This window comes from Microbacterium helvum (assembly GCF_014779795.1).
Lineage (GTDB): Bacteria > Actinomycetota > Actinomycetes > Actinomycetales > Microbacteriaceae > Microbacterium > Microbacterium helvum.
In genome coordinates this window covers 55,271-80,125 of the sequence record NZ_JACXZS010000003.1, presented here as the reverse complement: position 1 = coordinate 80,125, position 24,855 = coordinate 55,271, and the positions used below count along the sequence as shown (strand labels likewise).

General features: G+C 70.4%; 25 protein-coding genes. 10 read left to right on the top strand and 15 right to left on the bottom strand.

The window, feature by feature from the left end; all coding sequences use genetic code 11:
- Positions 1-269: 269 nt before the first annotated feature.
- Genes IF188_RS05690 through IF188_RS05670 form a run of 5 tightly spaced genes read right to left on the bottom strand, consistent with a single transcriptional unit; the run spans position 270 to position 5,453 of the window.
- A complete protein-coding gene (locus IF188_RS05690; protein WP_191171053.1) occupies positions 270-1,325 on the bottom strand; it encodes a 1-acyl-sn-glycerol-3-phosphate acyltransferase in 1,056 nt (351 codons plus the stop codon).
- A gap of 5 nt (positions 1,326-1,330) precedes the next feature.
- Positions 1,331-2,167, bottom strand: coding sequence for a patatin-like phospholipase family protein (locus tag IF188_RS05685; protein ID WP_191170828.1), 837 nt, complete (start codon positions 2,165-2,167; stop codon positions 1,331-1,333).
- A 39-nt stretch (positions 2,168-2,206) separates the two neighbouring features.
- Entirely contained in the window at positions 2,207-3,097 is an 891-nt protein-coding gene (locus IF188_RS05680; RefSeq protein ID WP_191170827.1) for a glycine betaine ABC transporter substrate-binding protein, read from the bottom strand.
- A 17-nt stretch (positions 3,098-3,114) separates the two neighbouring features.
- A complete protein-coding gene (locus IF188_RS05675; RefSeq protein ID WP_191170826.1) occupies positions 3,115-4,077 on the bottom strand; it encodes an ABC transporter permease in 963 nt (320 codons plus the stop codon).
- Positions 4,074-5,453, bottom strand: coding sequence for a quaternary amine ABC transporter ATP-binding protein (locus IF188_RS05670; protein ID WP_191170825.1), 1,380 nt, complete (start codon positions 5,451-5,453; stop codon positions 4,074-4,076). Before IF188_RS05670 ends, IF188_RS05675 begins: the two co-directional genes overlap by 4 nt.
- 358 nt (positions 5,454-5,811) lie before the next feature.
- Between IF188_RS05670 and IF188_RS05665 the strand changes: the two genes are divergently transcribed.
- The 3 genes from IF188_RS05665 to IF188_RS05655 are packed head-to-tail and all read left to right on the top strand — an operon-like array spanning position 5,812 to position 7,795.
- Positions 5,812-6,201, top strand: a complete 390-nt coding sequence (locus IF188_RS05665; RefSeq protein WP_191170824.1) for a GntR family transcriptional regulator — start codon at positions 5,812-5,814, stop codon at positions 6,199-6,201.
- Positions 6,198-7,112, top strand: a complete 915-nt coding sequence (locus tag IF188_RS05660; protein WP_191170823.1) for an ABC transporter ATP-binding protein — start codon at positions 6,198-6,200, stop codon at positions 7,110-7,112. Before IF188_RS05665 ends, IF188_RS05660 begins: the two co-directional genes overlap by 4 nt.
- Complete coding sequence (locus tag IF188_RS05655) at positions 7,109-7,795, top strand: hypothetical protein (RefSeq protein ID WP_191170822.1); 687 nt, start codon at positions 7,109-7,111, stop codon at positions 7,793-7,795. The genes IF188_RS05660 and IF188_RS05655 overlap by 4 nt, the downstream gene beginning before the upstream one ends.
- 107 nt (positions 7,796-7,902) lie before the next feature.
- On the opposite strand, the gene IF188_RS05650 is transcribed toward IF188_RS05655, so the two are convergent.
- Positions 7,903-8,196, bottom strand: coding sequence for a chorismate mutase (locus tag IF188_RS05650; RefSeq protein WP_191170821.1), 294 nt, complete (start codon positions 8,194-8,196; stop codon positions 7,903-7,905).
- A 148-nt stretch (positions 8,197-8,344) separates the two neighbouring features.
- Between IF188_RS05650 and IF188_RS05645 the strand changes: the two genes are divergently transcribed.
- The 4 genes from IF188_RS05645 (at position 8,345) to IF188_RS20650 (ending at position 13,672) form a co-directional block, all read left to right on the top strand.
- Entirely contained in the window at positions 8,345-9,586 is a 1,242-nt protein-coding gene (locus IF188_RS05645; RefSeq protein WP_191170820.1) for an AI-2E family transporter, read from the top strand.
- A gap of 61 nt (positions 9,587-9,647) precedes the next feature.
- A complete protein-coding gene (locus tag IF188_RS05640; protein ID WP_191170819.1) occupies positions 9,648-11,255 on the top strand; it encodes a LuxR C-terminal-related transcriptional regulator in 1,608 nt (535 codons plus the stop codon).
- Positions 11,256-11,417: 162 nt separating this feature from the next.
- A complete protein-coding gene (locus tag IF188_RS05635) occupies positions 11,418-12,536 on the top strand; it encodes a flavin-containing monooxygenase (protein ID WP_191170818.1) in 1,119 nt (372 codons plus the stop codon).
- A 722-nt stretch (positions 12,537-13,258) separates the two neighbouring features.
- On the top strand, positions 13,259-13,672 hold the full coding sequence (locus tag IF188_RS20650) for a helix-turn-helix domain-containing protein (RefSeq protein WP_396652741.1): 414 nt from the start codon (positions 13,259-13,261) through the stop codon (positions 13,670-13,672).
- Between the two features lie 119 nt (positions 13,673-13,791).
- Here the strand turns inward: IF188_RS20650 and IF188_RS05625 are convergent, their stop codons facing one another.
- From IF188_RS05625 to IF188_RS05585, 9 genes are all read right to left on the bottom strand, one after another.
- On the bottom strand, positions 13,792-14,670 hold the full coding sequence (locus IF188_RS05625; protein WP_191170816.1) for a ComEA family DNA-binding protein: 879 nt from the start codon (positions 14,668-14,670) through the stop codon (positions 13,792-13,794).
- Entirely contained in the window at positions 14,667-15,191 is a 525-nt protein-coding gene (locus IF188_RS05620) for a hypothetical protein (protein WP_191170815.1), read from the bottom strand. Before IF188_RS05620 ends, IF188_RS05625 begins: the two co-directional genes overlap by 4 nt.
- Positions 15,188-15,997, bottom strand: coding sequence for a 4Fe-4S single cluster domain-containing protein (locus IF188_RS05615; protein WP_224751521.1), 810 nt, complete (start codon positions 15,995-15,997; stop codon positions 15,188-15,190). The genes IF188_RS05620 and IF188_RS05615 overlap by 4 nt, the downstream gene beginning before the upstream one ends.
- Positions 15,994-16,209, bottom strand: a complete 216-nt coding sequence (locus IF188_RS05610) for a DUF2997 domain-containing protein (RefSeq protein WP_191170814.1) — start codon at positions 16,207-16,209, stop codon at positions 15,994-15,996. The genes IF188_RS05615 and IF188_RS05610 overlap by 4 nt, the downstream gene beginning before the upstream one ends.
- A gap of 14 nt (positions 16,210-16,223) precedes the next feature.
- Complete coding sequence (locus tag IF188_RS05605; RefSeq protein WP_191170813.1) at positions 16,224-17,846, bottom strand: AAA family ATPase; 1,623 nt, start codon at positions 17,844-17,846, stop codon at positions 16,224-16,226.
- Between the two features lie 58 nt (positions 17,847-17,904).
- A complete protein-coding gene (locus tag IF188_RS05600) occupies positions 17,905-18,738 on the bottom strand; it encodes a hypothetical protein (protein ID WP_191170812.1) in 834 nt (277 codons plus the stop codon).
- Complete coding sequence (locus tag IF188_RS05595; protein ID WP_191170811.1) at positions 18,738-19,571, bottom strand: hypothetical protein; 834 nt, start codon at positions 19,569-19,571, stop codon at positions 18,738-18,740. The genes IF188_RS05600 and IF188_RS05595 overlap by 1 nt, the downstream gene beginning before the upstream one ends.
- A 71-nt stretch (positions 19,572-19,642) precedes the next feature.
- Positions 19,643-20,827 carry a lactonase family protein gene (locus IF188_RS05590; RefSeq protein ID WP_191170810.1) on the bottom strand — a complete coding sequence of 395 codons (1,185 nt, stop codon included), beginning with the start codon at positions 20,825-20,827 and terminating at the stop codon, positions 19,643-19,645.
- 116 nt (positions 20,828-20,943) lie between these two features.
- Positions 20,944-22,230: an adenylosuccinate synthase gene (locus IF188_RS05585; protein ID WP_191170809.1), complete on the bottom strand. Its 1,287-nt coding sequence runs from the start codon at positions 22,228-22,230 to the stop codon at positions 20,944-20,946.
- 91 nt (positions 22,231-22,321) lie between these two features.
- Here IF188_RS05585 and IF188_RS05580 point away from each other — a divergent pair, with 91 nt between their 5' ends.
- The 3 genes from IF188_RS05580 (at position 22,322) to IF188_RS05570 (ending at position 24,819) form a co-directional block, all read left to right on the top strand.
- Positions 22,322-23,140, top strand: a complete 819-nt coding sequence (locus IF188_RS05580; RefSeq protein WP_191170808.1) for a hypothetical protein — start codon at positions 22,322-22,324, stop codon at positions 23,138-23,140.
- A gap of 64 nt (positions 23,141-23,204) precedes the next feature.
- A complete protein-coding gene (locus tag IF188_RS05575) occupies positions 23,205-23,936 on the top strand; it encodes a Pr6Pr family membrane protein (protein ID WP_224751520.1) in 732 nt (243 codons plus the stop codon).
- Between the two features lie 148 nt (positions 23,937-24,084).
- The gene (locus tag IF188_RS05570; protein WP_191170807.1) at positions 24,085-24,819 is read left to right on the top strand and encodes a Pr6Pr family membrane protein; all 735 of its coding nucleotides are present in this window, start codon (positions 24,085-24,087) and stop codon (positions 24,817-24,819) included.
- Positions 24,820-24,855: the final 36 nt, after the last annotated feature.

Sequence of the window (24,855 nt, the reverse complement as noted above, 5' to 3'; positions counted from 1 at the left end):
GACCCAGCCACGCCCGCGACGTCCGCGAAGTGCGGAGTCCTCGAGTGCGGCTCGCCGCGTTTCGTCTCCGCTCTTCGTCGCTTCGCTCAACGACCGGGGGGATGATCGTGCGCGACGATCCGCGCGCCCTCCTGGTCGTTGAGCGAGCGCCAGCGAGCCGAAACGCCGCAACCCGCCCGTCGGACCCAGCCACGCCCGCGACGTCCGCGAAGTGCGGAGTCCTCGAGTGCGGCTCGCCGCGTTTCGTCTCCGCTCCTTCGTCGCTTCGCTCAACGACCGGGGGGTTGGGTGTCGATCCAGTCGTCGATGCGCGCGAACCAGTCGAAGAGCCACCGCGACCGCGCGTCGATGTCGACGGGGATCTCGGAGCGGGGGACGCGCCACGCGCGCATCGTGATGCCCTTGTCCATCGGCAGCTCGCGCCAGATGTCGCGCAGCGTGACGAGGCGATCCAGCCCGGTGTGGGCGATGAACACGACGTCGGCGTCAGGGGCGGCGTTCAGCGCGACGTGCATGCCGCCCGGCTGCGGGGCCATCACGTGACGCAGCGCCTCGGCACGCTCGGCGAGCTGCTCGCGTCCCGCGTCGCGCAGCCGCCGGATGCGCGAGGCGCGGCGCGCGGCGCTGACGTTGCCACCCTCGGGGAAGATCACGAACGCGTCCTGCGGCCCGAGTCCTGCCGCGAGGCGGCCGAGCGCCTCTTCGACCCGCGCACCGCCGCCGTGGGCGCTGCGCCCGAAGCCCGACGGGACGATGAACTGGGACGGCACCCGGTGCAGCAGGATGTCGATCGCCGGGTCCCACTGCAGCGTGTACTTGAGCACGATGCGCGGCCGTCGCGCGACCTGGTTGAGCAGCGTGTGGATGAGGATGAACGAGTCGCCGGGGCCGCCGTGCCTGCTCGCCACGATGAGCGGTGTGCCCGGGGCGAAGAGGGCGTCGAAAGCGGCTCGGCCGCCGGCATCCGGCTCTTCCGATCCCGTCGTCGTGATCGTGAGCCGCAGGACCCCGCCGAAGATCCAGAACAGCAGGCGCAGACCCCACGCCGCCAGCCGGTAGTGCGCCGTCACGAAGCCGGGGCGGCGGATGGCATACCCGAACCCGGACGCGATCCACAGCGCGAGCATCGCGATGACGAGCATCGCGTCCCACAGCAGGTAGACGGTCACGAGCCAGAGCACGCGCGGGAGCCGGAACCGGCCGGGCACGAGCGACGTCAGCGCGAGTGCGACGAGCAGCCACAGCGGGGCCAGGGCGAGCATCGCGACGGCCGCGACGATGACGAGCGGGGCGAGGACGATCCGACGCGCCCAGGTGGGCGGCATCCAGCTCACGACTCGTCCCCGATGCCGCGCGCATCCAGGAACTCGCGGCTCGCGTCGTACGCCGCGTCGATGCGGCGGCGGACGGTGGTCATGCGCCGGTACGACATCAGCGAGTCGTCGCCGTCGAGCGCACCGCCGGTGGGAAGCACGTGCAGCGCGACCCCCTCCGGCAGGTTCGCGATGTCGTGGGCGTAGCGGTGCCGACGCGCGATCTCGAATGCCACCCGCGCGGTGTCGACCGCGGTGCGCGGGGGCTCGAGCGGCGTCTCGATGCGGCCGACCTGCAGCACGTAGACGGTGTGCGCGCCGGCGTCGACAGCCTGGGCGATCGGGATCGAGTTGACGATGCCGCCGTCGATGAAGTGCTCGTCGCCGATGCGCGTCGGCGGCAGCAGCCCCGGCACCGACGACGACGCGAGCACCGCCTCGACGAGCGGCCCCGACTCGAAGACGTGCTCGGCCGCGCGCTCGATGCTCGCCGCGACGACGCGCAGCCGCACCGGAAGATCCTCGAATGCGGTGTCGGCGCCCAGCGCGCGCTCGAGCAGGTGCCGCAGCGGCGCCGGGGAGTTGAGGTGCGTCTTTGTCTTGACGAGCCGGGCGAACTGCGCGAACAGCGAATCGCCGTACACGGCATTCGCCTCGGGCGAGGTCCAGGCGTCGAGCAGCCGGTCGATCACCGCGGGAGTCGGATCGGCGGCGACGAGCGCGCCGTTGATCGAGCCGATCGAGGTGCCCACGACGAGATCGGGCCGGATGCCGCGTTCGAGCAGGGCGCGCAGCATCCCGATCTCCACCGCGCCGCGGACACCGCCGCCGCCCAGCACGAAGGCCACCGTCATGCCCACACCCTATTGCGGTGCGGGCATGACGACCGGGCGTCAGCGCGTGAGGGTGTCGACGTAGTCCTGGTTGTCGGCGATCCACTCCGCGACGATGGGACCGTAGTCGTCCTGGCCGCCGTCGCGGAACATCGCGTCTTCGAGCGAGTACAGCAGCTCGTTGTCCATGCGGAACGCCTCCAGCCACGCGGCGACCTCGGGGAACTCGTCCGCGAAGCCGGTCGAAGTCACGGTGTGGATGCCCTCGGCATTGCCGAGCAGCCCGTCCGGGTCTTCGAGATCCTTGATCGGGAACGCGTTGTACGCCCAGTGAGGACGCCACAGCGTCACCGCGACATCGCGCCCGGCATCCGTCGCCGCCTGCAGCTCGGTGAGCATCGCCGGGGTCGACGACGTCACGAACTGCATGCCCTCCAGTCCGTAGCCGGGGATCACGGCGTTCTGCGTGACGGTCACCAGTCCCGAGCCCGACTCGATGCCCACCAGGCGGTTGCCGAACAGGTCGGCGTTCGCGGCGAGCTCGGTGAGCGAGTCGATGGGGGCGTCCTCGTTCACCGCGATGGTGAGCTTGGCCTCGTCGTTCCACGAGCCGAGGTCGACGAGGTCGTCGCCGTAGGTCTCCATGTACTCGGCGTGCGTGAGCGGCAGCCAGGTGTCGAGGGTCAGGTCGTACTCGCCCTTGGCGATGCCCGTGTAGGCCGCAGCGGGGTCGGCGTACACGAGGTCGACGGCGTAGCCCTCGTCTTCGAGCACGGCCTTCCACAGCTCGGACGCGGCGATGCCCTCGTCCCAGCCGTTGAACACGGCCACCGTGATGGTGCCCTTCTCGGCGCCGTCCGTGCCGCCGGTCAGGGCGACCGCGCCGTTCACGAGCAGGGCGGCGGTGCCGGCAAGGGCGAGCCCTGCGGCGATCATGCGTCGCTTCGTCATGTGCGGGTCCTCTCGTCTCAGACCGCGACCGGGCTGCGGTCGTCGGCGGCGGTGGTGGAAGTGGATGCCGCCGCCTTCGGCTCGTCGGCGGTCGCCGCGGCGGCGGTCGCGGTCGCGGCGGTGGCGGCATCCTTCGTCTTCGGCGCGCGCTCGCGCGGCGTCGAGAATCCGGAGGTCACGCGGTCGAGGATCATCGCGAGGATGACGACCGACAGACCCGCCTCGACGCCCAGGGCGATGTCGATGCGGCTGAGGCTCTGCACCACGGCGCCGCCCAGGCCGCCGGCGCCCACCATGCCCGCGATGACCACCATCGACAGGCTCAGCATGATGACCTGGTTGACACCGGCCATGATGCTGGGCATCGCGAGCGGCAGCTGGATCTGGCGCAGGATGCGGCCGGGCGACGCACCGAACGCGTGGCCGGCCTCGACGATCTCGGCGTCGACGCCGCGGATGCCGAGCTCGGTGAGGCGCACGCCCGGGGCGAGCGCGAACACGATGGTCGCGACCATGCCGGGCACCGGTCCGACGCCGAAGATCAGCATCGCGGGGATGAGGTACACGAAGGCCGGCATCGTCTGCAGGAAGTCCAGGACCGGGCGAAGCACCGCCGACACGCGGTCGCTGCGAGCGGCCCAGATGCCGAGCGGCACGGCGATCGCGATCGCGACGACGGCGGCGAGGATCACCAGGGCGAGGGAGTCCATGGCGTTGGCCCACTGGCCGACGGCCACGATGACCAGCAGGCCCAGCGCGCTGCCGATCGCGAGCATGAGGCCCTTCGACCAGTACGCGAACGCGGCGATCACGAGGATCACAGCCCAGAACGGCGGAGTCGACAGCGACGCGTCGAGCCAGTCGTAGAGGCCGCCGAAGATCACGGCGACGACGTCGAAGAACCCTCCGAGGGCGTCGATGAGCCAGCGGACGCCGCCTTCGACGGCGTCGCCGAGCGGGAGTCGCGGGAAGTCGTTCATCGGGCCGCTCCTTCCGTCGCGGTGGTGGTTGCTGCGGCGCCGGCTCCGCCCGGGGTGATCCGCGTGGGCGGTGCCGCGCGGCCGCCGAGCGTCGCGGTGGCCGAGCCCGGCGATTCCACGACGGCGAGCGTCTGGGTGATCTCACTGACCGGCACGCTCGCCGGCACGTCGATGATGGGGTTCTCGCGCGTGACCGCCGGCACGTCGCCGAGGGCCGCGAGCAGGGTGACGCGCGGGATCGTGCCCACCAGGCGCCCGGCGTCGTCGACGACGGCGACCGGCACGGGACTCTCGACGGCACGCTCCACGACGTCGGTGAGCGGGTCGTCGACGTGCACGGCGGGGCGGCCGCCCCGCACGAGTGAGCACAGATCGGTGTTGCCGGCCTTGACCGCGCGGATGACGGCGCGGTCGGTCACCGCACCGACGAAGCGGCGGTTCTCGATGACCGACACCGAGCCGACCTGCAGGTCGCGCATGACACGCAGGGCGCCGCGGACGCCGGCGCTCACGGGCGTGGTCGCCACCGGCGGGGCCATCACGGAGCCCGCGGTGAGCACGCGGGCGCGGTCGACGTCCTGCACGAACTGCGCGACATAGTCGTTGGCGGGATCGGTGAGGATCTCTTCCGGTGTGCCGGTCTGCACGATGCGCCCGTCGCGCATGACCGCGATGCGGTCGCCGAGGAACATCGCCTCGTTGAGGTCGTGCGTGATGAACACGATCGTGCGCCCGAGCTCGCGCTGCAGGTCGATGAGCTGCTCCTGCATCTCGCGGCGGATCAGCGGGTCCAGCGCCGAGAACGCCTCGTCCATCAGCAGGATGTCGGTGCCCGCGGTGAGCGCGCGGGCGAGGCCGACCCGCTGGCGCATGCCGCCCGACAGCTCGTCGGGCATCGCGTCGGCGCGGTCGCCCAGCCCGACCTTGTCGAGGATCTCGCGTGCGCGCTCCCGGCGCTCGTCGCGTCCGACTCCCTGGATCTCGAGCGCGTACGCCGCGTTGTCGAGCACCGAGAGGTGCGGCAGCAGTGCGAAGTGCTGGAAGACCATCGAGATCGACCGGCGCCGGATGCCGCGCAGGGTCTTGGCCGAGGCATCCACGACGCTCTTCCCCTGCACGCGCACATCGCCCGCGGTGGGCGGCAGCAGTCCGTTGAGCATGCGCAGCACCGTCGATTTGCCGGAGCCCGAGAGCCCCATGATCACGAAGATCTCGCCCGGTTGGACGGTGAAACTGGCGTCGATGACCGCGGCCGAGCCGGCGTCGGCGACGTCGGCGCGCGTCGCGCCGGCACGGAGCCGCTTGACGGCGTCCTTGGGGTTGCGTCCGAAGACCTTGAACAGGTTCTTCGCCTCGATGGCAGGCGGAAGCGTCACTGTGCACCTCGGCAGCTCCGGTGCAGGAGCTGCATCGGTCGCGCCCGGGTGGCGGCCGCTCACGCTGCGGATGTCGGATCCGCGCCGCGGCCGCCGACCATACGCTCACCGGTCTGACGCTCGGGTGAACGTCACCAGAGACCGCGGACTGGTCGGTGTGGGCCCGTGAAGGACCTCACCCACCGTTTCATGCGACCGCATGGGTCGCAAATTCGACACCGATCGGCCGTTTCGCTACTCCGCGCACGCGTGATACCACGTGCGGCCGAAGGATGGGCGCCGACCAGGCTTGACACCGCACCGTGCGTCGTTGCATGGTTAGTTACTCAAGTAACTAACCGACCAAGCGGAGCGGAACGTGATCGAAGAAGGCCGGGCGCTGTTCCTCCAGATCGCCGAGAGCGTGGAGGACGCGATCATCGACGGCAGCCTCGCCGAAGAGGCACAGGCGCCGTCGACCAACGAGCTCGCCGCCTTCTACCGCATCAACCCCGCCACCGCCGCGAAGGGAATCGCCATGCTCACCGACAAGGGCGTGCTCTCCAAGCGCCGAGGGATCGGCATGTTCGTGGCGCTGGGGGCGCGCGAGCTGCTGCTGAACGAGCGGCGCAGCGCCTTCGCCGATCGCTTCGTCGAGCCGCTGCTCATCGAAGCCCGCAAGCTCGGGCTCGGGCCCGAAGACCTGGAACAGCTCATTCGCGACCGCGCCTCGGCGACGGCCGCCACCACCGAAGGGAACCCACGATGACGACCGGGACGCACGTCATCGAGGTGAAGGGCCTCACCAAGCGCTACCGCGACGTCGTCGCAGTGGACGACGTGAGCTTCACCATCGAGAAGGACACCATCTACGGCCTGCTCGGCCGCAACGGCGCCGGCAAGACCACGGTCATGTCGATCCTCACCGCGCAGAACTTCGCGACGAGCGGGGATGTGCGCGTCTTCGGGATGCAGCCGTACGAGAACGCCAAGGTGCTTTCACGCATGTGCTTCGTGCGCGAGAGCCAGAAATACCCCGACGACGCGAAGCCGGGTCATGCGTTCGGCGCTGCTCGCCTCTTCTTCCCGAACTGGGACCAGGAGCTCGCCGATCGCCTCGTCGAGGACTTCCAGCTGCCGATGAACCGCCGCATCAAGAAGCTGTCGCGCGGTCAGCTCTCGGCCGTCGGCGTGATCATCGGGCTCGCGGCGCGCGCCGAGATCACGTTCTTCGACGAGCCGTACCTCGGACTGGACGCGGTCGCGCGCCAGATCTTCTACGACAGGCTGCTCGAGGACTACACGGAGCACCCGCGCACCGTCATCCTCTCCAGCCACCTGATCGACGAGGTGGCGAACCTCATCGAGCGCGTGCTGGTGATCGACCGGGGCCGGATCGTGATGGACGAGGCAACCGACGCGGTCCGCGATCGCGCGGCGAACATCGTCGGCGACGCGTCGGCCGTGGACGCCTTCGTACAGGGTCGGCAGGTGATCCACCGCGAGAGCCTCGGCAATGTGGCATCCGTCACCGTGCTCGGCGCGCTCACCCTCGCCGACCGCGAGCGCCTGGCCGTTGCGGGCCTGGACGTCGCACCCGTCTCGCTGCAGCAGCTCATCGTCCGCACGACGCAGCACGCCGCGGAACAGTCCGCCCTCGACGAAGGAGCACTCCGATGAACCGCACGGTCAATGTGATCCGCATGCAGCTGATCAACCGGCAGACCTTCATCTGGCTGCCGCTGATCATCCTCGGCGCCTCGTTCCTGATGAGCCTCGCGATCTACGCGATGATCCCGGTCGACGGCCCCAAGTACGGGGGCGGCGCCCAGGCTCCGCTGTGGTACTTCCTCGCGGTCGGCGTCCAGGCGATGACGCTGTCGTTCCCGTTCTCGCAGGCGCTGAGCATCACGCGCCGGGAGTTCTACCTGGGCACGCTGCTCACCGCGGTGCTGACGTCCGTGATCCTCGCGGCCGTGTTCGTCGTCGGCGGCTTCCTCGAGCAGGCCACGAACGGGTGGGGGCTCAACGGCTGGTTCTTCCGCCTGCCGTGGGTGTGGGAGCAGGGTCCGGCGGCGGCCGCGGTCGTCTACTTCGGCGTCGCGATGCTGCTGTTCGTCGTCGGCTTCGGCTGCGCGCTGCTCTACAAGCGGTTCGGCGCGTTGGGGCTGACCCTCACGCTCGTCGGCATCGGCGTGCTGCTGGTCGCGGCGATGTACCTCGTCGGCCGCGCGAACGCGTGGGCGGCGCTGTTCGAGTGGATCATGACGCAGGGCGCGCTCGGGCTCAGCCTGTGGGGTCTCCTGCTGGCAGCGGTGATCGCGGTGGCGTCGTTCTTCACACTGCGGCGCGCGACTCCCTGAATCGGCTTCGACAGCGGGAGGAGTGGGATGCCGGGCGTCTGGGCCCTCGCGGCCCCGAGGCTCCGCACAGCGATGCGTGGACAGGGCGTGGGCAGCATCCCACTTTCTCAACGGCTGTCGGCGGCCTCGGTGTGATGGCGGATGACCTCGGCCACCACGAAGTTGAACCACTTCTCTGCGAACGCCGGATCGAGGTCGGCCTGCTCGGCGAGGCTGCGCAGGCGCGCGACCTGCTGCTCCTCGCGCGCCGGGTCGGACGCCGGCATGCCGTGCTCGGCCTTGAGGTGCCCCACCTGCTTGGTCGCCTTGAAGCGCTCCGCGAGCAGATACACCAGGGCGGCGTCGATGTTGTCGATGCTGCTGCGCAGCCGCGTGAGCGTCGCCGAGGGGTCTTCGGTCATGGGGTCCTCCTTCGCCCCTCGACCCTACCCGAGGGGCCTGACGCCGGATCTCCGGGCGGAGTGATGCCGTGCCGGCACGTCATGTCATCCGTGTGATGTTGCCGCCCGTCGCTCGTGCGCCCGCGTGGGCGGCCCTAGAGTGTGTCGCATGACCGATGCTTCGTCCTCGCTGGGCGCCACGCGCGCCGAAGCCGCCGAGCCCCTCTCCGCAGATCCGCTCGCGGGCACCGACGCGCGGCCTGCGGCGACCTCGGCCGACCTCACGGCGAACGCCGACGGCAGCGTCACCGGTCCCGACGGCCAGCCCGTGTTCACCGGTGAGGCCCCCGCGGGAAAGACGTTCTGGGCCAACCTCAACAGCCCGTTCCAGCTCGGCCTGCTGCTCACCCTCGGCGCCCTCGTCGCGGTGGCACTGGGCCTGGCCTTCTGGAACCTCTCGACGATCATCATCTACGTCGTGTTCGCACTGTTCGCCGCGCTGGGCCTCGACCCGGTGGTGCGCTGGTTCGGCACGCACCACGTGTCGCGGCCGTGGGCGATCGTGATCGTGTACACGGCCTTCGCGCTGGTCTTCGCGGGCGTCCTGCTGCTGGTGATCCCGACGCTCGTGAAGCAGGTCTCGGCCTTCATCTCGGATCTGCCGCAGATCGTCGACGACTTCCAAGCGTCCGATTTCTATGCGTGGCTGAGCTCGACGTTCGGCGATCAGGTCGGTCAGATCACCGACCAGGTCGAGAAGTTCCTGACCAACCCCGCGAACATCGCCGCGATCGGCGGCGGCGTGGTCAACTTCGCGGTGAACGTCGGCACGACGATCTCGGGCCTCATCATCGTGCTGGTGCTGAGCCTGTACTTCCTCGCAGGACTGCCGAGCATCAAGGTCGCGTTCGTCCGGTTCGCGCCGGCGCGCAACCGCGCGAAGGCCGGCGCGATGACCGACCAGATCACCGACTCGATCGGCGCGTACCTCATGGGCATGGTCGTCCTGGCGTTCTGCAACTCCATCGTCGCGTTCCTGCTGCACCTGTTCCTCGGGCTGCCGTTCCCGGCGCTCATGGGCGTGCTGGCTTTCTGCATCACGCTGATCCCGCTCATCGGTTCGGTGCTGTACTGGATGACCGCGACCGTGATCGCGCTGTTCACGGGGTGGCTGCCGGCGCTGATCTTCGCGATCATCTACCTCGTCTACATGCAGCTCGAGGCATATGTGCTGACGCCGAAGGTCATGAACAAGGCGATCGCGGTCCCCGGCGCACTCGTCGTCATCGGGGCGATGGTCGGCGGCACGCTGCTCGGCCTGCTCGGCGCGCTCGTCGCGATCCCGGTGACGGCCTCGATCCTGCTGATCATCAAGCAGGTCTTCATCCCCAAGCAGGACGCCAAGTTCTGACGCGGAGCGTCTTGCCGTAGGCGGTCTTGCCGCCGGACCCCCGCGCGCCCATACTTTGCGCATGGCGATCCGCGGCGCCGCCGTCGTGGACTGGACCGGACGGTTCGAGCAGCTCGTCGCCCACGAGGCCACCCTGGCCGGCGACGAGCTGGACGAGCTCGGCCAGGCGGCGTGGTTCGTCGGCCGCGACGACGTCTCGCAGCGCGCGTGGGAACGCGCGCAGCTGCGCTTCCTCGACGACGGCGACCTCGTGGCGGCCGTCCGCTGCGTGTTCTGGCTCGGCTTCACGCTGAGCGAGCATGGCGACGCCATCCGCGCAGGTGCGTGGATGGCGCGGCTCATGGAGCTGTGCGCCCGGCCCGCCGCGACACCGGCGACCGAGGCGGTTCGCGTGCTGTGCGCGGCGACGGCGGCCTTCGCACACGGTGAGGCTGCGGCATCCCTTCCGCTCTATCGCGACGCGATCGAGAAGGCGGATGCCGCAGCCGACCACGACACCGCGACCCTGGCCACGATGGGCCTCGGCCGCGCGCTGCTGGCCGACGGGCGGGTGCCCGAGGCGTTCGCGACGTTCGACAGCGTCATGCTGCGGATCGCGGACGGACTCGTGAGCGACCGCGCTGCGGGCCCCGCGTACTGCGCGGTGATCGCGAGCCTGCTCGCCCGCGGCGACATCGAACGCGCCCGCGTGTGGACGCGCGAACTCGGCGACTGGTGCGACGCCCAGCGGGGGCTCGCGCCGTTCCGCGGCGAGTGCACGCTGCACCGCGCGAGCGTCATGCAGCTGGGCGGCGAATGGGCCGGCGCCGTCGCTGCCGCCGAGCAGGTGTGCGCCACCGAGGAGCGCACCGAGACGCTCGCGAACGCCTGGTACCGCGTGGCCGACCTGCACCGCGTCGCGGGGCGCGCCGAGGCCGCCCGGGACGCGCTGCGACGCGCGGCCGCGCTCGGGCGCGCGGTGCAGCCCGCGCTCGCCCTGCTGCACCGCGACGCGGGCGACATCGCGGGGGCGTGGGCCGGGGTCTCAGCGGCACGCGGCGCGGCCGTCGATCCGTCGACGCGCGCCGAGGTGCTGACCGCTGCGGTGCGGATCGCGCTGGACCGCGGGCGCACGGATGACGCGAGGGATGCCGCAGCCGAGCTCGCGGCGTGCGCTGCGCTGTTCGACACGGTGCACCTGCGGGCGCTGACGTCGCGCGCGGACGGCGAGCTCGCGATCGCCGAGGGCCGACCGGCGGACGCGCTGCCGCGGCTGCGCGCCGCGTGGGCGGCGTGGCGGCGGCTGGACGCCCCGTACGACGCGGCGCTCACACGGGTCGCGATCGGGACGGCGACGCGAGATCTCGGCGACTTCGAGGGGGCCGAGCTCGAGTTCGACGCGGCACGGGCTGTGCTGGAGGGCCTCGGGGCGATCCCCGATCTGATGCGCCTGGAACGCGCGGCCGCCGCATCGCCCGCAGCCGCCGATCCAGGACTCAGCCGGCGCGAGCTCGAGGTGCTGTCGCTGGTGTCGCGTGGGTGGTCGAACCGGCGGATCGCCGAGCACCTGTTCCTCAGTGAGCGCACCGTCGCCCGGCACGTGGGCAGCATCCTCGCGAAGCTCGCCGTGCCGAGCCGGTCGGCCGCCACCGCCTACGCGTTCGAGCACGGTCTGGCCCCGACCCGGTAGACGCTGCGGGTGGCAGCATCCACCCCCGACTCACTTTCATCCGTCACAGATGTACGCCCAACCGGGCTGTTCGCGTACATCTGTGACGGATGAACAGATTGGTCAATTCTGCCGATGCCCGGGCGCCGAGGCGCGACCTACCGTGAGCGCAGGGAGGACGACATGGACACCACAAACCGCGACACCGTCGTCATCGGCGCCGGCGCCGCAGGGCTTCACACCGCGCGGCTGCTCGCCGCGCGCGGCATCGACCACGAGATCGTCGACGGCTCCGAGCGCGTCGGCGACACGTGGCGCGAGCGCTACCGCTCGCTGCGGCTCTTCACCCCGCGACGGTGGGCCGAGCTGCCCGGGATGCGCCTCGACATCGGCTGGTTCGCGTACCCGACAGGCGTGCAGCTGGCCGACTATCTGGAACGCTGCGCCACTGCCATCGGCTCACCGCTGCGCCTCTCGACCCGCGTGAGGCGGCTCTCGCGCGACGGCGACGGCCGGTTCCGGCTGGCGCTCTCGAGCGGCGATGAGCTCGTCGCCGATCACGTCGTGATCGCGGTCGGCGCCCACCATGTGCCGATCGTGCCGCCGTTCGCGCGCGACCTCGATCCGGCGATCCGCACAGTGCACTCGCTCGACTACCGCGGACCCGAAGACCTCGCCCCGGGCTCCGTGCTCGTCGTGGGTGCGGGCAACTCGGGCACCGACCTCGCCCTCGAGGCGGCAGGCGCGGGCCACGCGACGACGATCGCGGGTCGCCACCCGGGGCAGGTCCCCGGCCGCGTCGACACCGTGATAGGAAACCTCATCGCCGGCGTCGCGATCCGGCGGCTGCGCGGTCTGACGCTCGACACCGAGCGCGGACGCCGGTTCGCGGCCGAGCACCGCGGCCACGGCGTCAACCTCGTGCGCAACCATCTGTCGGACCTCGATCGCGCGGGCATCCGTCGCGTCGGACGCGTCACCGGCGTCGCGGGCGGGCGACCGGTGCTCGACGGCGTCGAGGCATCGGACGCCACCACGGTCGTGTGGTGCACGGGCTCGCGGCCCGATCTGGCGTTCATCGACATCGCGGACGCGTTCGACGCCGAGGCCTGGCCCGACCATGAGCGCGGGCTCGCGACGCGCGTGCCCGGGCTGGCCTTCGTCGGCCTGCCGTTCCAGTACTCCGTCGCATCGCCGACGCTCATGGGCATGGGGCGCGACGCCGAGTACGTGGTCGACCGCATCCACGATCGCGCGGGATCCAGAGCCGTTCATGGCCGATATGGAGTGACGACAACATAGTCGCCAACCACCTCACCAGTATCAGTCGACTGAACGGGTTCATCAAATAGCACTCCAGTGACGGTTGAGGTGGAAACGGAAACAGGCAGTTCCGCACCACACCCGCTCACCCAGTTGTTCGAGGGATCGACGATCAGAAGGCAAACGTCCGTCCTCCCGTCCTCTCTCGAACGGCTCGCCGCGAAGATACTGTCCCCCAGAGAATCTTCACCGAGATACCTCGTGCTCGAGTCGACGATTCCACTCGTAGAAATGTCAATATCGAGTTGATCAGACGAATCTTGCGGAGCCCTGAGGTATGCAGGGAGCGCTTCTACAGCGCACCCCGACAAACCCAAAGCCGAACCCGCAAGGAGTGTGCTTATCAACCAGACGCGTCGGCGCAAAGCAATGGCCACCACTACCGTGTCACTTTCTATACGCTTCCTCTCGGTCATATGCTGGCTGCAGGCTATCCGGGCCGTCGTAGCTGCACAATAAACTCCAGTTGGGAAATTGATCCAGTGGACGCGAGTATGCGTCGGACATCGCCGACGCTCGGAGACACTGCCGACCGACCGCACCAAGCTCACTCCCGGACACATATCACGATTCAGTAACGAGATCTGAGATCTACGTCAGCCATAGGTCGAAACAGGCATGCCGGGCGCCAAGCGCGAGATTGGTTCGGCCCGTGGACGCGATCCTCACGCATACAAGCTCTTGAGGAAGAGGAGCGGACTGTGCAAGTTAACGAGGCCGAACACGTGACCCGTCAGCAGACAGCGGCCGAATCCCTGGGATCTGTACTACGTCAGGCGAGAAATGCACAGCGGCGGTCTCAGGAACAGGTGGCCAATGAGGCGGGGTTATCCGCGCATGCCTATGGGTGTCTGGAGCGCGGACGCACGCCCTCTGGCGCTTGCGCGAATCCGACGCTCGACACGATCCTGCGCGTTTTCGTAGCGTTGGGTGTGGAACCGCCTCGGGCGAGTGCCGCGTATCAAGACGAGGCTGCGGCTCGCCCGTCGGCGGGCAGTCGAGAAACGGATCCTCCCACCAGACAGGAAGATCACTCTTCGAGGCCACCCGAACTCGTTGTACGACGACTCGGACACGACCTCCCGCCCCCCAGCGGCCTCGACCGATCCGTTTGATGTGATTCGAACACGTTGAGAACAACCTCGTACGCGTCGGCGGCAGGCCCGAGTGCCTCGACGACGTGCGGGCATGGACGTGCCGCGTATGCCCGGACTGAGCGGCCGGCGAGCGCGGATCAGTAGTCGACGCGGCGCCCGAAGCGGCGTTCGCCGCGGGGGCGGGGCGAGCACGTCGCGACCTTGCGCAGGCGGACGATCTCGTGCGGCTGGAGGCCGAGCGTCTCGCCGAAGTCCTCCAGTGAGCTGAAGCCGCCCTGTTCCTCGCGCTCCGACACGGCCTTGCGTGCACGGGCCTTGGTCACCCCGGGAAGGCCCTCGAGCTCGGCGGCCGTCGCGGTGTTCACGTCGACGGGCTCGGCAGACGCGTCCGGCACCTGGGCAGCCGCGGGCTTCGACGTCCCCGGTCTCTCCGCGGCAGTTTCGGCCGGGGTGTCCAGCAGATCGTAGGTGGTCGCGCCCACCGCCGCGGCGAGCTCGGCCGTGCGATCGCGGGCCGGCGCGGCCTGCGTCTTCGCCTGCTGCGCCGCCTTCTGCTGCGCCGCCTTCTGCTGCGCGCGCTGCGTGCTCTTGGCCTGGCTGCGGCGGCTCGCCCGGTTGCCGCTCGTCGCGGCGCCTGAGGCCGCGGCTCCGGTCGCGGCGGCACGTGCCGAGGTCACACCCATGCCGGACTTGTCGAGCCGTCGCTGCCACATCGTGCGCAGCCACCCCGGGTTGACGGCGAGCGCGCACACCATGCCGGCGAGGTAGGCGACCGCACGCACGATCGGCTGCGCCTGCCCCCACAGTTCGAGATTGACCAGGATCGCGACCGCGGCCCAGACCACGCCCAGGATGATCAGGCGTCGGCTTCGCGAGGCGACGCCGACGATCCCGAACCCGAGCCATGCGAACATCGGCCCCGGCACGAGCGTCAGCAGCATCCACGAGCTCATGCCGAGCAGCCAGCCGACGCTCGGCACGTCTGTCGCCGGGGCGGTGCGGGCGGTGCTGCTCATGCGTAGTCCTTCACGTCGAGCACCATCGTCACGGTGTCGTCGTCGTCCCGCGTCTCGGACACCAGCTCGAAGCCGGCGGACTCCGCCCGCTCACGGATGCGGGCCGCGACCGTCTGCTGCACGCGCAGGGCGTACGCGGCGTCGAGCCGCGCGACGATGCCGGCGGCCGTCGCCTCGTCCAGCTCGAGGCCGTCCTCGCGCTCGAAGTGCGCCGCCCACACCCCGTCCTCGGAGCGCGTCATGCGCAGCTCGATCCCGTCGATCACCGCGGTCACGTCATCGGCTGCCTGCGTCACGTGCGTCGCCCCGAGGTCGCGCAGCGCGTCGCCGAGCAGGTCGGGGTCCTTCATGCGGGTGCGCACCTCGATCGGCCGGGGCCCGCTGTCGGCGGTCGCGGCGTCGGGCGTCTCGTCGTGCTCGTGCGCACCGCCCAGCTGCGTGAGCGCGCCGATGCCGCCGGCGGCCGAGATGGCGGTGGCGGCGGCGAGCGCCGCGGGGATCAGGATCAGCGACACGCTCATCGCGTGGCCTCCGCTCTCGTTCGTTCTCTGTCTGCCGCGGCGAGTCTGTCTGCCGCGGCGATCTGGGCCGGGCTGTCGGCGCGCACGCCCAGGTCGTCGAGCAGCGCCGCCAGCGCGGCATCCGTCGCCCACCCGTTCACCGCGACCGTGCCGTCACGGGCGATCCGCACCTCGACGCGATCGGCGCCGCCCGACGCCGCGATCTGACGCACCTCGGCCGCGTAACGCTCGCTGAGCGCGCGGATGCCCTGGTTGCGCGACCCCACCCACGGTCGTGCCGTGTCGGGCAGGTCGCGCAGGTAGGGTCCGTCGCACAGCAGGTCGGTGGCAGCGAGCAGCGCCGCGATGTCGTCGCGCCCACCGTCGGCCCACGTCCGCAGCAGCTCGTACGGATGCCCGCTGAACGTCATGACGCCCAGGCCCGCCTCGCGGAACGCTTCCGCGATGGATGCCGCACCCCGCGCCTGCTCGAAGGGCTCGCCGCCGAGCAGCGTGACGCCGTCGGCCCCGGCGGCCAGCGCCTGCTCGACCCACGCCGGGGCGAGCTCTTCGACGGAGGTCACGATGCCGCCGCGTGGAGCCCACAGCTGCGGGTTGAAGCATTCGGGGCAGTGGACGGCGCAGCCCTGCAGCCACACCGCGGCCCGCACCCCCGGGCCCTCGGCCTCGGTGGCCGGCAGGAACCGCGACCAGCGCACGTCGGTCGCCGCGCGGGGCGGCGGTGCCACCGTGCCGAGCAGCGAGTCCGCCCCGCCCCGGCCGGGCGACTGCGCCATGGGGGCGGAAGGGCCGACGACGGTCGTCATGGCGCGCCGTCCGACTGGTCGACGCCCTGCGAAGCCGTCTCCGAGATCGAGGCAGAGGTGTAATCCTGCGTGAAGCTCGACGACACCGTCTCGGCGTCGAGCAGGGCTTCCAGCGCCTCGATATGGTCGAGGCACTCCGCGCCGTGCATGCCGATCGTCTCGGCGTCGACCGTTCCGTCGGCGCGGAGCCGAACCACGAGCTGCTTGGCCATGTCCCGGCTCCTCCTCAGTAGTCCACCGTGCGGCCGCCGCGGCGCGACGACAGTGCGCCCTCGGTCGTGGCGCCGGTCAGTTCGGCGGCATCCAGGTCCTCGGTCCCGGTCGCGCGCACCGCACGTTCGGTCGCCCACGCCCGGATGCGCTGCACCTGCTCGGCCTGCGTCACCGCGAGCGGGATCATGGTGTCGACGACCTGACGCACGGTGTCGAGCCCGATCGACGCGCGCCCGCCGAAGCCCTCGTACAGCGCCGCCACCACCGACTGCTCGATCTCGGCACCGGAGTGGTTCTCGCTCGCGGCGGCGAGCGCCGCCACCGCTGCGTCGTCCGAGGCGATCGCCTCCAGCCCGTTCGCCTCGGATGCGCGTGAGCGCAGCTGCAGGCGCCAGATCGCCTCGCGCTCGTGCGCGGTCGGCAGGTCGACGAAGAAGATCTCGTCGAAGCGGCCCTTGCGCAGGAACTCCGGCGGCAGCGAGTCGATGTTGTTCGCGGTGGCGACGACGAAGACGGGATGCCGCTTCTCCTGCATCCACGTCAGGAACGTGCCGAAGACACGCGCGGTGGTGCCCGAGTCGCCCTGGCCCGTCGTGTTCGAGAAGCCCTTCTCGATCTCGTCGACCCACAGCACGCACGGCGCCACGGCCTCGGCGGTCGCGATCGCGGTGCGCAGGTTCTGCTCGCTCGAGCCAACGAGGCCCGAGAAGATGCGGCCGATGTCGAGGCGCAGCAGCGGCAGCCCCCACGACGCGGCGGTCGCCTTGGCGGTGAGCGACTTTCCACAGCCGGGGATGCCGGTGATCAGCACGCCCTTCGGTGCGGGCAGCCCGTAGTCGCGGGCGCTGCCGAGCCACGAGCCGTCGCGGCGCGACAGCCAGCGCTTGAGGTTGTTGAGACCGCCGACGTCGTCGAGGTCGATGTCGGCCTGGACGAACTCCAGCACGCCCGACTTGCGCACCACCTGGCGCTTCTCGTCGAGGACGATCGGCACGTCCTGCGCCGACAGGCTGCCGTCGTTGACCATGGCCCGGGCGAAGGCGTTCTCGGCCTCGGCCATCGACAGCCCGAGTGCGGCATGCACGAGCTGCTCGCGGGCAGCGTCGTCGGCATCCACTCGGATCCGCCCGTCGCCGGACGCGTTGTTCTCGATCATCGTCTCGAGCAGATCGCGGATCTCGGCCGCGGTCGGCAGCGGGAAGTCGAGCAGGTGCGTGACCTCTTCGAGCTCGGGCGGGATGATCCGCACCGGCGCGGTGATCACGAGCGTGCGCGACACGTCGCCGTGGCGGAACTCCAGAGCGGTCTCGCGCACCGTGCGCACCAGCACCGGGTCGCCGGGGCGGTGGTCGCCGCCGAGGTACGCGTGCAGGTCGCAGAACACGAACACGCTCGGGGTATCGACGCCCGCGACGTGCTGCAGCGCACGCGCCGGGTTGACGGTGTTGGCGACGGACTTGCCGTCGGGTCCCACGAGACCGAGGGCGGCGCTCCACGTCCACAGAGCCCGCGGGTGGCGCTGCGTCTCGGCGGCGTCCGAGATCGCCGCGATCGCGCGGACCTCTTCGCCGGTCTCGATGTACAGCAGCGGAAGGCGTGCCTTGAACGCCTCGGTGAGTGTGTCGGCGAACGTCACGTCAGCTCCTCGGTGTGGGGGATCGAATGGATGCCGGCGGCCGGTGTGCGGCGATCGGTCACGGTGTCGGCTCCGGTGTCGCATGGGTCGGCGGATCGCCGGTGGGGGTCGCGCTGGGCTCGGAGGCGGTGCCGGCGGGGGTGTCGAGCGTGATCGTCCAGCTGCCGTCGCCGGTGTCGGCCTCGACCTGGAACACGACGCGGTCCGTCGGGTCCCAGGACACGCGCTCGTCCACCTCGTCGACCTCGTTGACCAGACGCTCCCAGTCGCCGACGGTGACGGCACCGACCAGGAACACGCCCGTGCCGGTGTGCTGGAAGCGTCCGCTGAGCGCGTCTCCCTCGTACATCAGCACGGCGTTGCCGGTGCCCGACGCGGACGTCGTGTCCATCGGCGTGACCTCGGGCTCGGTCACCTTCACCGTCCAGTCCGCTTCGGACTGGCCGAACCACAGCAGACCGTCCGCGTCGGTCGAAGCCAGCACCAGGACCTCGGCGTCCGGGTACAGCGCGCCGAGGTAGCCGGGGTAATCCCAGTCTCCGGCCTCGGTGTCGGTCTGGGTGCCCAGCTGCTGGTAGACGTCGACCCAGTCAGCCTGCTCGACGTCAGAACCACCGGTGAGCTGTATCAGCGGCGAGCCGGCCGGCAGACGCAGGAAGCCGCCGGCCCTCGTGCCGTGCAGTTCGCCGTCGACGACCGTGTACTCCTGCGGGTCGGCGACCTCCCACGGGCGCGGACCGTCGTTGTAGGCGTCGCCTCCCACCTCGATCTCGCCGGTGCGCGGATTCACCGCGACCTGCGGGAACACGATGAAGGCGATCACCGCGACGACGATGCTGCCGAAGATCCACGTCACCAGCGAGAACCGGCGGATGCGCTCCAGTCCGTTCATCAGGGCGTCGCCCCCTCGGTCGCGCCCGGCGTGGGCGCGCCCTCGGTGGGCGTGGCCGCCGGCGTCTGGTCGGACGCCGCGGGAGCGTCAGGGAAGTCGATGCTCCACGCCGTGTCGCTCCCCGCCTCGATTCGGAACAGCACCGGGTCGGCATCCGCCCACGCGATGGACTGATCGGTCGCGTCGCTGGAGCTGAAGATGTCGGTGGTACCGGCCACAGTGACCGTCTCGATGTCGAGGTAGCCGTCACCGCGCACGCTCACTCGTGCCGTCGTGGCGTCGCTGCCGAGGAAGAAGGCGGCCGGCCCGATGCCGCTCACGACCCCCGAGCGTTGCTCGACCTCGGGTTCGGTGATCTGGAGCTGCCACCGCTCGTCGCTGAACCCGTCGATCCACAGTTCGACATCGGCCTGCGGCACCAGGATCAGCTGGCCGTCGGAGGAGTACGAGTCGAACTCGGGAGCCTCGCCGTACTCGCCAGGCGTGAGGACCTCGCCGCCCGGTCCGGTGACGTACACCCTGCCGACGTAGGTGTCGTTCAGCTCGGTCACCAGCAGCGGTTGATCCGGATCGAGGCCCGTGAGCCGGATCACCGACCCGTCGACGCCGCTGTACACGCCATCGCCCTCGTCGGTGGCGACGGGCGGATCGGGGTTGAGCCACGGCTCATAGCCATAGTCGGACGACGCGCCGCCGCCGCTGTCGCCGACGGCGTTCGCGAGCACCGCCACCGCGATGATCACGATGAGCACGAGGCCGACGATCCACGCGGTGCCGTTGAATGCGAACAGACGGTTGCGAGCGGCACCGCTCAGCGTCGTATTCGAACTCATCGCCGCCTCTCGCCCTTTCGTCCACCGACCAGGCTAACAAGGCCGCGCGCGGCCTCCCGACGGCCTGTGGATCAGCGCACCGGCAGCAGGCACGTGGGCGACGGTGCGGGCGTGCGATGCCGCACACGACCCGGCACCCCGGTGCGCAGGTCGAGGGCGAGCGAGGCGACCTCGTCCGACAGCTGGCCGGCGACCAGCAGGGTGTCGCGCACCACGACGTGATGGCGCGGCCAGTCGACCCCCGAGTCCACCAGCGCCACGGGCGCGACCGACTCGCCGGCGCCACGCACGCGCAGCGTGGCGAGGGTGTTGCTGCCGCGCACGCCGGCGTAGAGGAACTCGCCGTCGCGCGACGCCGCGAGCTCCGCAGCGCTGTCGCCCGCAAGCGTCCCGGCGCCGAGCGGTGTGCCGCCCACGACGGTCCAGGTGCCGTCGGCCGCGGCCGCCAGCACGAACAGCTCGCACGACAGCTCGGTCACGACGTACAGGTGCCCGCTCGGGTGCCACACCATGTGCCGCGGCCCGCTGCCCTTCGGCAGTGCGACCTGCTGCAGCGGCTTCAGTCCGCTCGAACCGGCACGCCAGAAGCGCACGACGTCGAACCCGAGATCGGTGGTCGCGACCAGTCCGCCGGGCAGGAACACTGCTTCATGCGCCCGAGAGGGGCGACCGGATGCCTCGTCCGCGGCGTGCTCGTCGTGGTCGGGTCTGTCGTGATCGGGCACGAGGTGTGCGAACTCCTCGCCTGCCGCCTCACGCAGGGCGCGGGCGGCAGCCGCGAGGTCGAGCCCTTCGGCACGCTCAGGAGCCGACGCGGCATGGCCGGCGTCGGGACCATAGGGATCCACGGCCGCCGGAGCCAGGACCGGCGAAGACGGCCGTCCGGCGGCATCCACCGTCATCCGCACCACGCGACCGTCGCCCCAGCAGCTCGCGATCAGCGACCCGCCGTCGGGCGCGACGGCGACGTGGCACACGGCCTCGCCGGCCGCGACCGGCTCGCCCAGCGGGGCGAAGGTCGTCTCGCCCGTGCGGCGGAACGCCTGCACCACCTGCCGGTGCTCCAGCGCGGCATAGACGACGTCCTGATTCGGGTGCGCAGCCAGCCACGACGGCGACTCGGTCGGCGCGACCTCGCCGGCGAACGCCAGGGCGCCACCGGCCGAGGCGTCGTCGGCGGCGCCGGCGAGCAGCATCCCGATTCCGCTCGCGTTGCCGCCCATATCGGCGGTGTACCCGCCCAGCCAGAACCTCACCCGGCTCACACCCTTTCCCAGATCAGGAGATCTCGCCCACACAGGCGGATCCGCGCAATATGGTCCTGCACACGCGAGATCTCCTGATCTCAGCGAGGGGCAGGCCGCGAGAGACGTCAGTCGACGAGGTCGTGGCGCACGATGACGGCGTCGCGGGCGGGGCCCACGCCGATCACCGAGATGCGGGTGCCGCTCATCGCCTCCAGCGCGAGGACGTACTCCTGCGCCTCGACGGGGAGGTCCTCGAAGGTGCGAGCGCCGGAGATGTCCTGCTTCCAGCCGGGGAAGTACTCCAGGATCGGCTTCGCGTGGTGGAAGTCGGACTGGTTCACCGGCACCTCGTCGAAGCGCCGGCCGTCGACGTCGTAGGCGACGCAGACCGGGATCTGATCGAGCCCGGTGAGGATGTCGAGCTTGGTGAGCACCAGGTCGGTGATGCCGTTGATGCGCGTCGCGTACCGCGTGATGGGCGCGTCGTACCAGCCGACGCGGCGCGGACGCCCGGTCGTGGTGCCGAACTCGAAGCCGCGCGAGCGCAGGAAGTCGCCGTTCTCGTCGAACAGCTCGGTCGGGAACGGGCCCGAGCCGACACGCGTCGTGTAGGCCTTGACGATGCCGACGATGCGGTCGAGGCGGTTCGGGCCGACGCCCGAGCCGGTCGCCGCGCCGCCCGCCGTCGCCGACGACGACGTCACGAACGGGTACGTGCCGTGGTCGACGTCGAGCATGGTCGCCTGACCGCCCTCGAAGACCACGACGTCACCGGCGTCGAGCGCGTCGTTGAGGAGCAGCGACGTGTCGTCGACCATCGGCCGCAGGCGCTCGGCGTACGACAGCAGGTCGTCGACGATCTCGTCGCACGTGATCGCGCGGCGGTTGAAGACCTTGACCAGCAGGTGGTTCTTCTGGTCGAGAGCGCCCTCGACCTTCTGACGGAGGATGTTCTCGTCGAAGAGGTCCTGCACGCGGATGCCGACGCGGTTGATCTTGTCGGCGTACGCGGGGCCGATGCCCCGGCCTGTGGTGCCGATCATCCGCTTGCCGAGGAAGCGCTCGGTGACCTTGTCGAGCGTCCGGTGGTACTGCGTGATGATGTGCGCGTTGGCGCTCACCTTCAGCCGCGACGTGTCGACGCCGCGGGACTTGAGCGCCCCGAGCTCGGCGAACAGCACCTCGAGGTCGATCACCACGCCGTTGCCGATCACCGCGTTGACGCCGGGAGAGAGGATGCCGGACGGCAGCAGGTGCAGGGCGTACTTCTCGTCGCCGATCACGACCGTGTGACCGGCGTTGTTGCCGCCGTTGAACTTGACCACCCAGTCGGTGCGCTCACCGAGGAGGTCGGTGGCCTTGCCCTTGCCCTCGTCCCCCCACTGGACTCCGACGATCACGATGCCTGGCATGGGCTACTCCCCCGTTTATGGACGGTTACACCCCATCCTATCGGCGGCGTCCGTCAGAGCGTATTCCGGGCCCCATGACAGGATTGCCGAGATGATGACGGACCCCGCCGAAGGCGCCGAAGGTGCCGCACCGCCGACGACGGTGCTCGCCCAGATCTCGCGCGTCACCTGGATGCTCATCGGCCTGTCGGTGCCGGTGACGATCCTCGCGATGTACCTCGCCGCGCTGGACCCCGAGGGCGAGACGTGGTGGGGCCTGATCATGTTCGCCGTGCCCGGGCTGATCACGGCGTATGCCGTCATCGAGTCCCTCTGGGCCGGACGCGATGTGCTCGCCAGCCCCTTGGTGCGCATGTTCCTCGTCCCGGCGGTGTCGTCGGTCGTATCGGCCGCGACGATCGCCATCGCCTATGTCCTCCCCCCGGTGCAGCAGGCGCTCGCGGACACCCGCGACCCCGGCGGCTGGCACTACTGGTTCGACGCCGAGGAGGGCAACCCCTGGCTGCTGTCGCTCTTCGCCGGCCTCGGCCTCGGCCTGCTGGCCGGCCTGGTGGCATGGGTGTTCGTGGTGCTTCCGGTGTCGGCGATCCGCCGGCCGCGCGAATTCGCGGAAGCGAGCGGCGCGACGGTCGACGACGAAGACTTCGAGTCCGCGCGGCGAGCGGGCATCGCCATGGCGTTCCTTCTCGTGCTCGTCTTCCTGATCCCGAGCCTCATCATCTTCGGCGCCCAAGGCGCGCACGCCGACAGCCCGGGCGAGCTGTTCGCCAGGATCCCCGAGGTGATCGCCTACCCCGGGGAGTCGGTCGGCGAGATCGCCTGGCTCATCGGCATGCTGCTGATCCCCGTCGGGGTCTGGCTGCTGTGGTACGTCGCCACGGCGCAGCGGCGGGCCGGACGACGCCGGTGACGCGAGACCGGCGGCACGGCACCCCCTGACCGCTCTGGCGCTCAGCGCTCGCTATCGTGTGCCCATGACGCGTACACCAGGGTGGGCTCAGAGCTGGACGATCGCGCGGGCCGCCATGGCGGCCCTGACCGTGGCGGCGATCGTCGCCCAGCTGGTGAGATCGGTCTCCAGCGCGATCGACGCCGGACGAGACGTCGCCACGATCGTCTCGAACTTCTTCAGCTTCTTCACGATCCTCTCCAACACCGCCGCGGCCGTCGTGCTGCTGTGGACGGCGCTGTGGTTCTGGACCAGGGGACGAGAAGCGGATGCCGAGCCCCGCGGCCTCGCGACGGCCCTGGCCGCCGTCACCACCTACATGGTCATCACCGGCATCGTCTACAACCTGCTGCTGCGCGGCGTCGCGCTCGAGCCCGGCGCGGTCGTCGGATGGTCGAACGAGGTGCTGCACCTCGTCGGCCCGCTCTTCCTGCTCGCGGACCTGTTCGTCGGCCCGCGACGGCGCGCACTGCCGTGGCGATCCCTGTGGTGGATCGTGGCGTTCCCCCTCGTGTGGGTCGCCTACACGATGGTGCGTGGCCCCCTGATCACGAACCCCGGGACAGGCGACCCGTTCTGGTACCCCTACCCGTTCCTCAACCCCAACAACGACGGCGGCTGGACCTCGGTGATCCTCTACGTCATCGGCATCGCGATCGCCATCCTCGCGGTCGCCTCGTTCGTCCTCTGGTGGGGCCGACGGACCGCAGAACGAGCGGTTGTGGACCCTGTCCCCCAAACGGCTGACACGTTGTAGGACTGCCACAACTGGCGCGGTCGGGCGCGCGTTTTCCGCGCTTTCCCGCGCCAACTTTTCGCGCCGACGCGTATTGCCGAGAGCACTCTCGACCTCGGGAACAGCGACGCGCACTCCGCGGGTCGCCGCAGAATCTGGGGGGTGGGACATGCGCTGGGCATGGTTTCGGATCGCAGCCGCGATCGCCGGCTTGTCGGGGGTCGTCGCCGGCTTCATCGTCAATGTGGACCGCGCTGCGCGGCTGGGCGAATCGCTCGGCGCCGTGCTCGCGAACTACTTCAGTCTCTTCACGATCGTCTCGACGCTGCTCGGCGCGACCGTGCTGCTGATCGCCGCAGCGTGGGACCTGCGGCACCCCGGCTCGTCACGCGAGCCCCTCGGCATCGCCCTCGCCCTCGCGGCCGTCACCGGTCCGGTGCTGCTGCTGGGCATCGTGTACAACGCGCTGCTGCGCGGGCTGCCGTCGCCGGTCGCGCTGGGCGACACCGTCGGCATCCACCTGCTCGACCAGTACGCGATCGAGATGCTGCACGTCGCGCTGCCGATCTACTTCGTGCTCGACCTGCTGCTGGCGCCGCGCCGGCGCGGACTGCCGTGGTGGTCGCTCGCGGTCATCGTCGGATACCCGCTGGTCTGGACGGGGTACACGATGGTGCGCGGCGAGGTCGTCGCGAACCCCGACGGGTCGGCGCCGTGGTGGTACCCGTACCCGTTCCTCGACCCGCACGGCGCGGGCGGCTACGGCTCGGCGCTGCTGTACATCGGCGCGATCCTCGCGATGTTCCTGCTGCTCGGCGTGGGCATCGTCGAGATCGGCAGGTTCCGCGAGCGCCGTGCGAGCCACCACCGCGCACCTGCCGCGCGCGGCCCGCTGCCCGTCTGACCGGCGTGGCACCGACACCGTGAGGGGAGGGATGCC

What these genes read in the sequence shown, in the direction of transcription:
- IF188_RS05650 (WP_191170821.1), bottom strand. Translation starts at nt 8,196, where the DNA reads ATGACCGAAGACCCCTCGGCGACGCTCACGCGGCTGCGCAGCAGCATC.
- IF188_RS05685 (WP_191170828.1), bottom strand. Translation starts at nt 2,167, where the DNA reads ATGACGGTGGCCTTCGTGCTGGGCGGCGGCGGTGTCCGCGGCGCGGTG.
- IF188_RS05625 (WP_191170816.1), bottom strand. Translation starts at nt 14,670, where the DNA reads ATGAGCAGCACCGCCCGCACCGCCCCGGCGACAGACGTGCCGAGCGTC.
- IF188_RS05600 (WP_191170812.1), bottom strand. Translation starts at nt 18,738, where the DNA reads ATGAACGGACTGGAGCGCATCCGCCGGTTCTCGCTGGTGACGTGGATC.
- IF188_RS05645 (WP_191170820.1), top strand. Translation starts at nt 8,345, where the DNA reads ATGACCGATGCTTCGTCCTCGCTGGGCGCCACGCGCGCCGAAGCCGCC.
- IF188_RS05580 (WP_191170808.1), top strand. Translation starts at nt 22,322, where the DNA reads ATGATGACGGACCCCGCCGAAGGCGCCGAAGGTGCCGCACCGCCGACG.
- IF188_RS05570 (WP_191170807.1), top strand. Translation starts at nt 24,085, where the DNA reads ATGCGCTGGGCATGGTTTCGGATCGCAGCCGCGATCGCCGGCTTGTCG.
- IF188_RS05660 (WP_191170823.1), top strand. Translation starts at nt 6,198, where the DNA reads ATGACGACCGGGACGCACGTCATCGAGGTGAAGGGCCTCACCAAGCGC.
- IF188_RS05615 (WP_224751521.1), bottom strand. Translation starts at nt 15,997, where the DNA reads ATGACGACCGTCGTCGGCCCTTCCGCCCCCATGGCGCAGTCGCCCGGC.
- IF188_RS05575 (WP_224751520.1), top strand. Translation starts at nt 23,205, where the DNA reads ATGACGCGTACACCAGGGTGGGCTCAGAGCTGGACGATCGCGCGGGCC.
- IF188_RS05675 (WP_191170826.1), bottom strand. Translation starts at nt 4,077, where the DNA reads ATGAACGACTTCCCGCGACTCCCGCTCGGCGACGCCGTCGAAGGCGGC.
- IF188_RS05620 (WP_191170815.1), bottom strand. Translation starts at nt 15,191, where the DNA reads ATGAGCGTGTCGCTGATCCTGATCCCCGCGGCGCTCGCCGCCGCCACC.
- IF188_RS05655 (WP_191170822.1), top strand. Translation starts at nt 7,109, where the DNA reads ATGAACCGCACGGTCAATGTGATCCGCATGCAGCTGATCAACCGGCAG.
- IF188_RS05585 (WP_191170809.1), bottom strand. Translation starts at nt 22,230, where the DNA reads ATGCCAGGCATCGTGATCGTCGGAGTCCAGTGGGGGGACGAGGGCAAG.
- IF188_RS05690 (WP_191171053.1), bottom strand. Translation starts at nt 1,325, where the DNA reads ATGCCGCCCACCTGGGCGCGTCGGATCGTCCTCGCCCCGCTCGTCATC.
- IF188_RS05680 (WP_191170827.1), bottom strand. Translation starts at nt 3,097, where the DNA reads ATGACGAAGCGACGCATGATCGCCGCAGGGCTCGCCCTTGCCGGCACC.
- IF188_RS05640 (WP_191170819.1), top strand. Translation starts at nt 9,648, where the DNA reads ATGGCGATCCGCGGCGCCGCCGTCGTGGACTGGACCGGACGGTTCGAG.
- IF188_RS05635 (WP_191170818.1), top strand. Translation starts at nt 11,418, where the DNA reads ATGGACACCACAAACCGCGACACCGTCGTCATCGGCGCCGGCGCCGCA.
- IF188_RS05610 (WP_191170814.1), bottom strand. Translation starts at nt 16,209, where the DNA reads ATGGCCAAGCAGCTCGTGGTTCGGCTCCGCGCCGACGGAACGGTCGAC.
- IF188_RS05595 (WP_191170811.1), bottom strand. Translation starts at nt 19,571, where the DNA reads ATGAGTTCGAATACGACGCTGAGCGGTGCCGCTCGCAACCGTCTGTTC.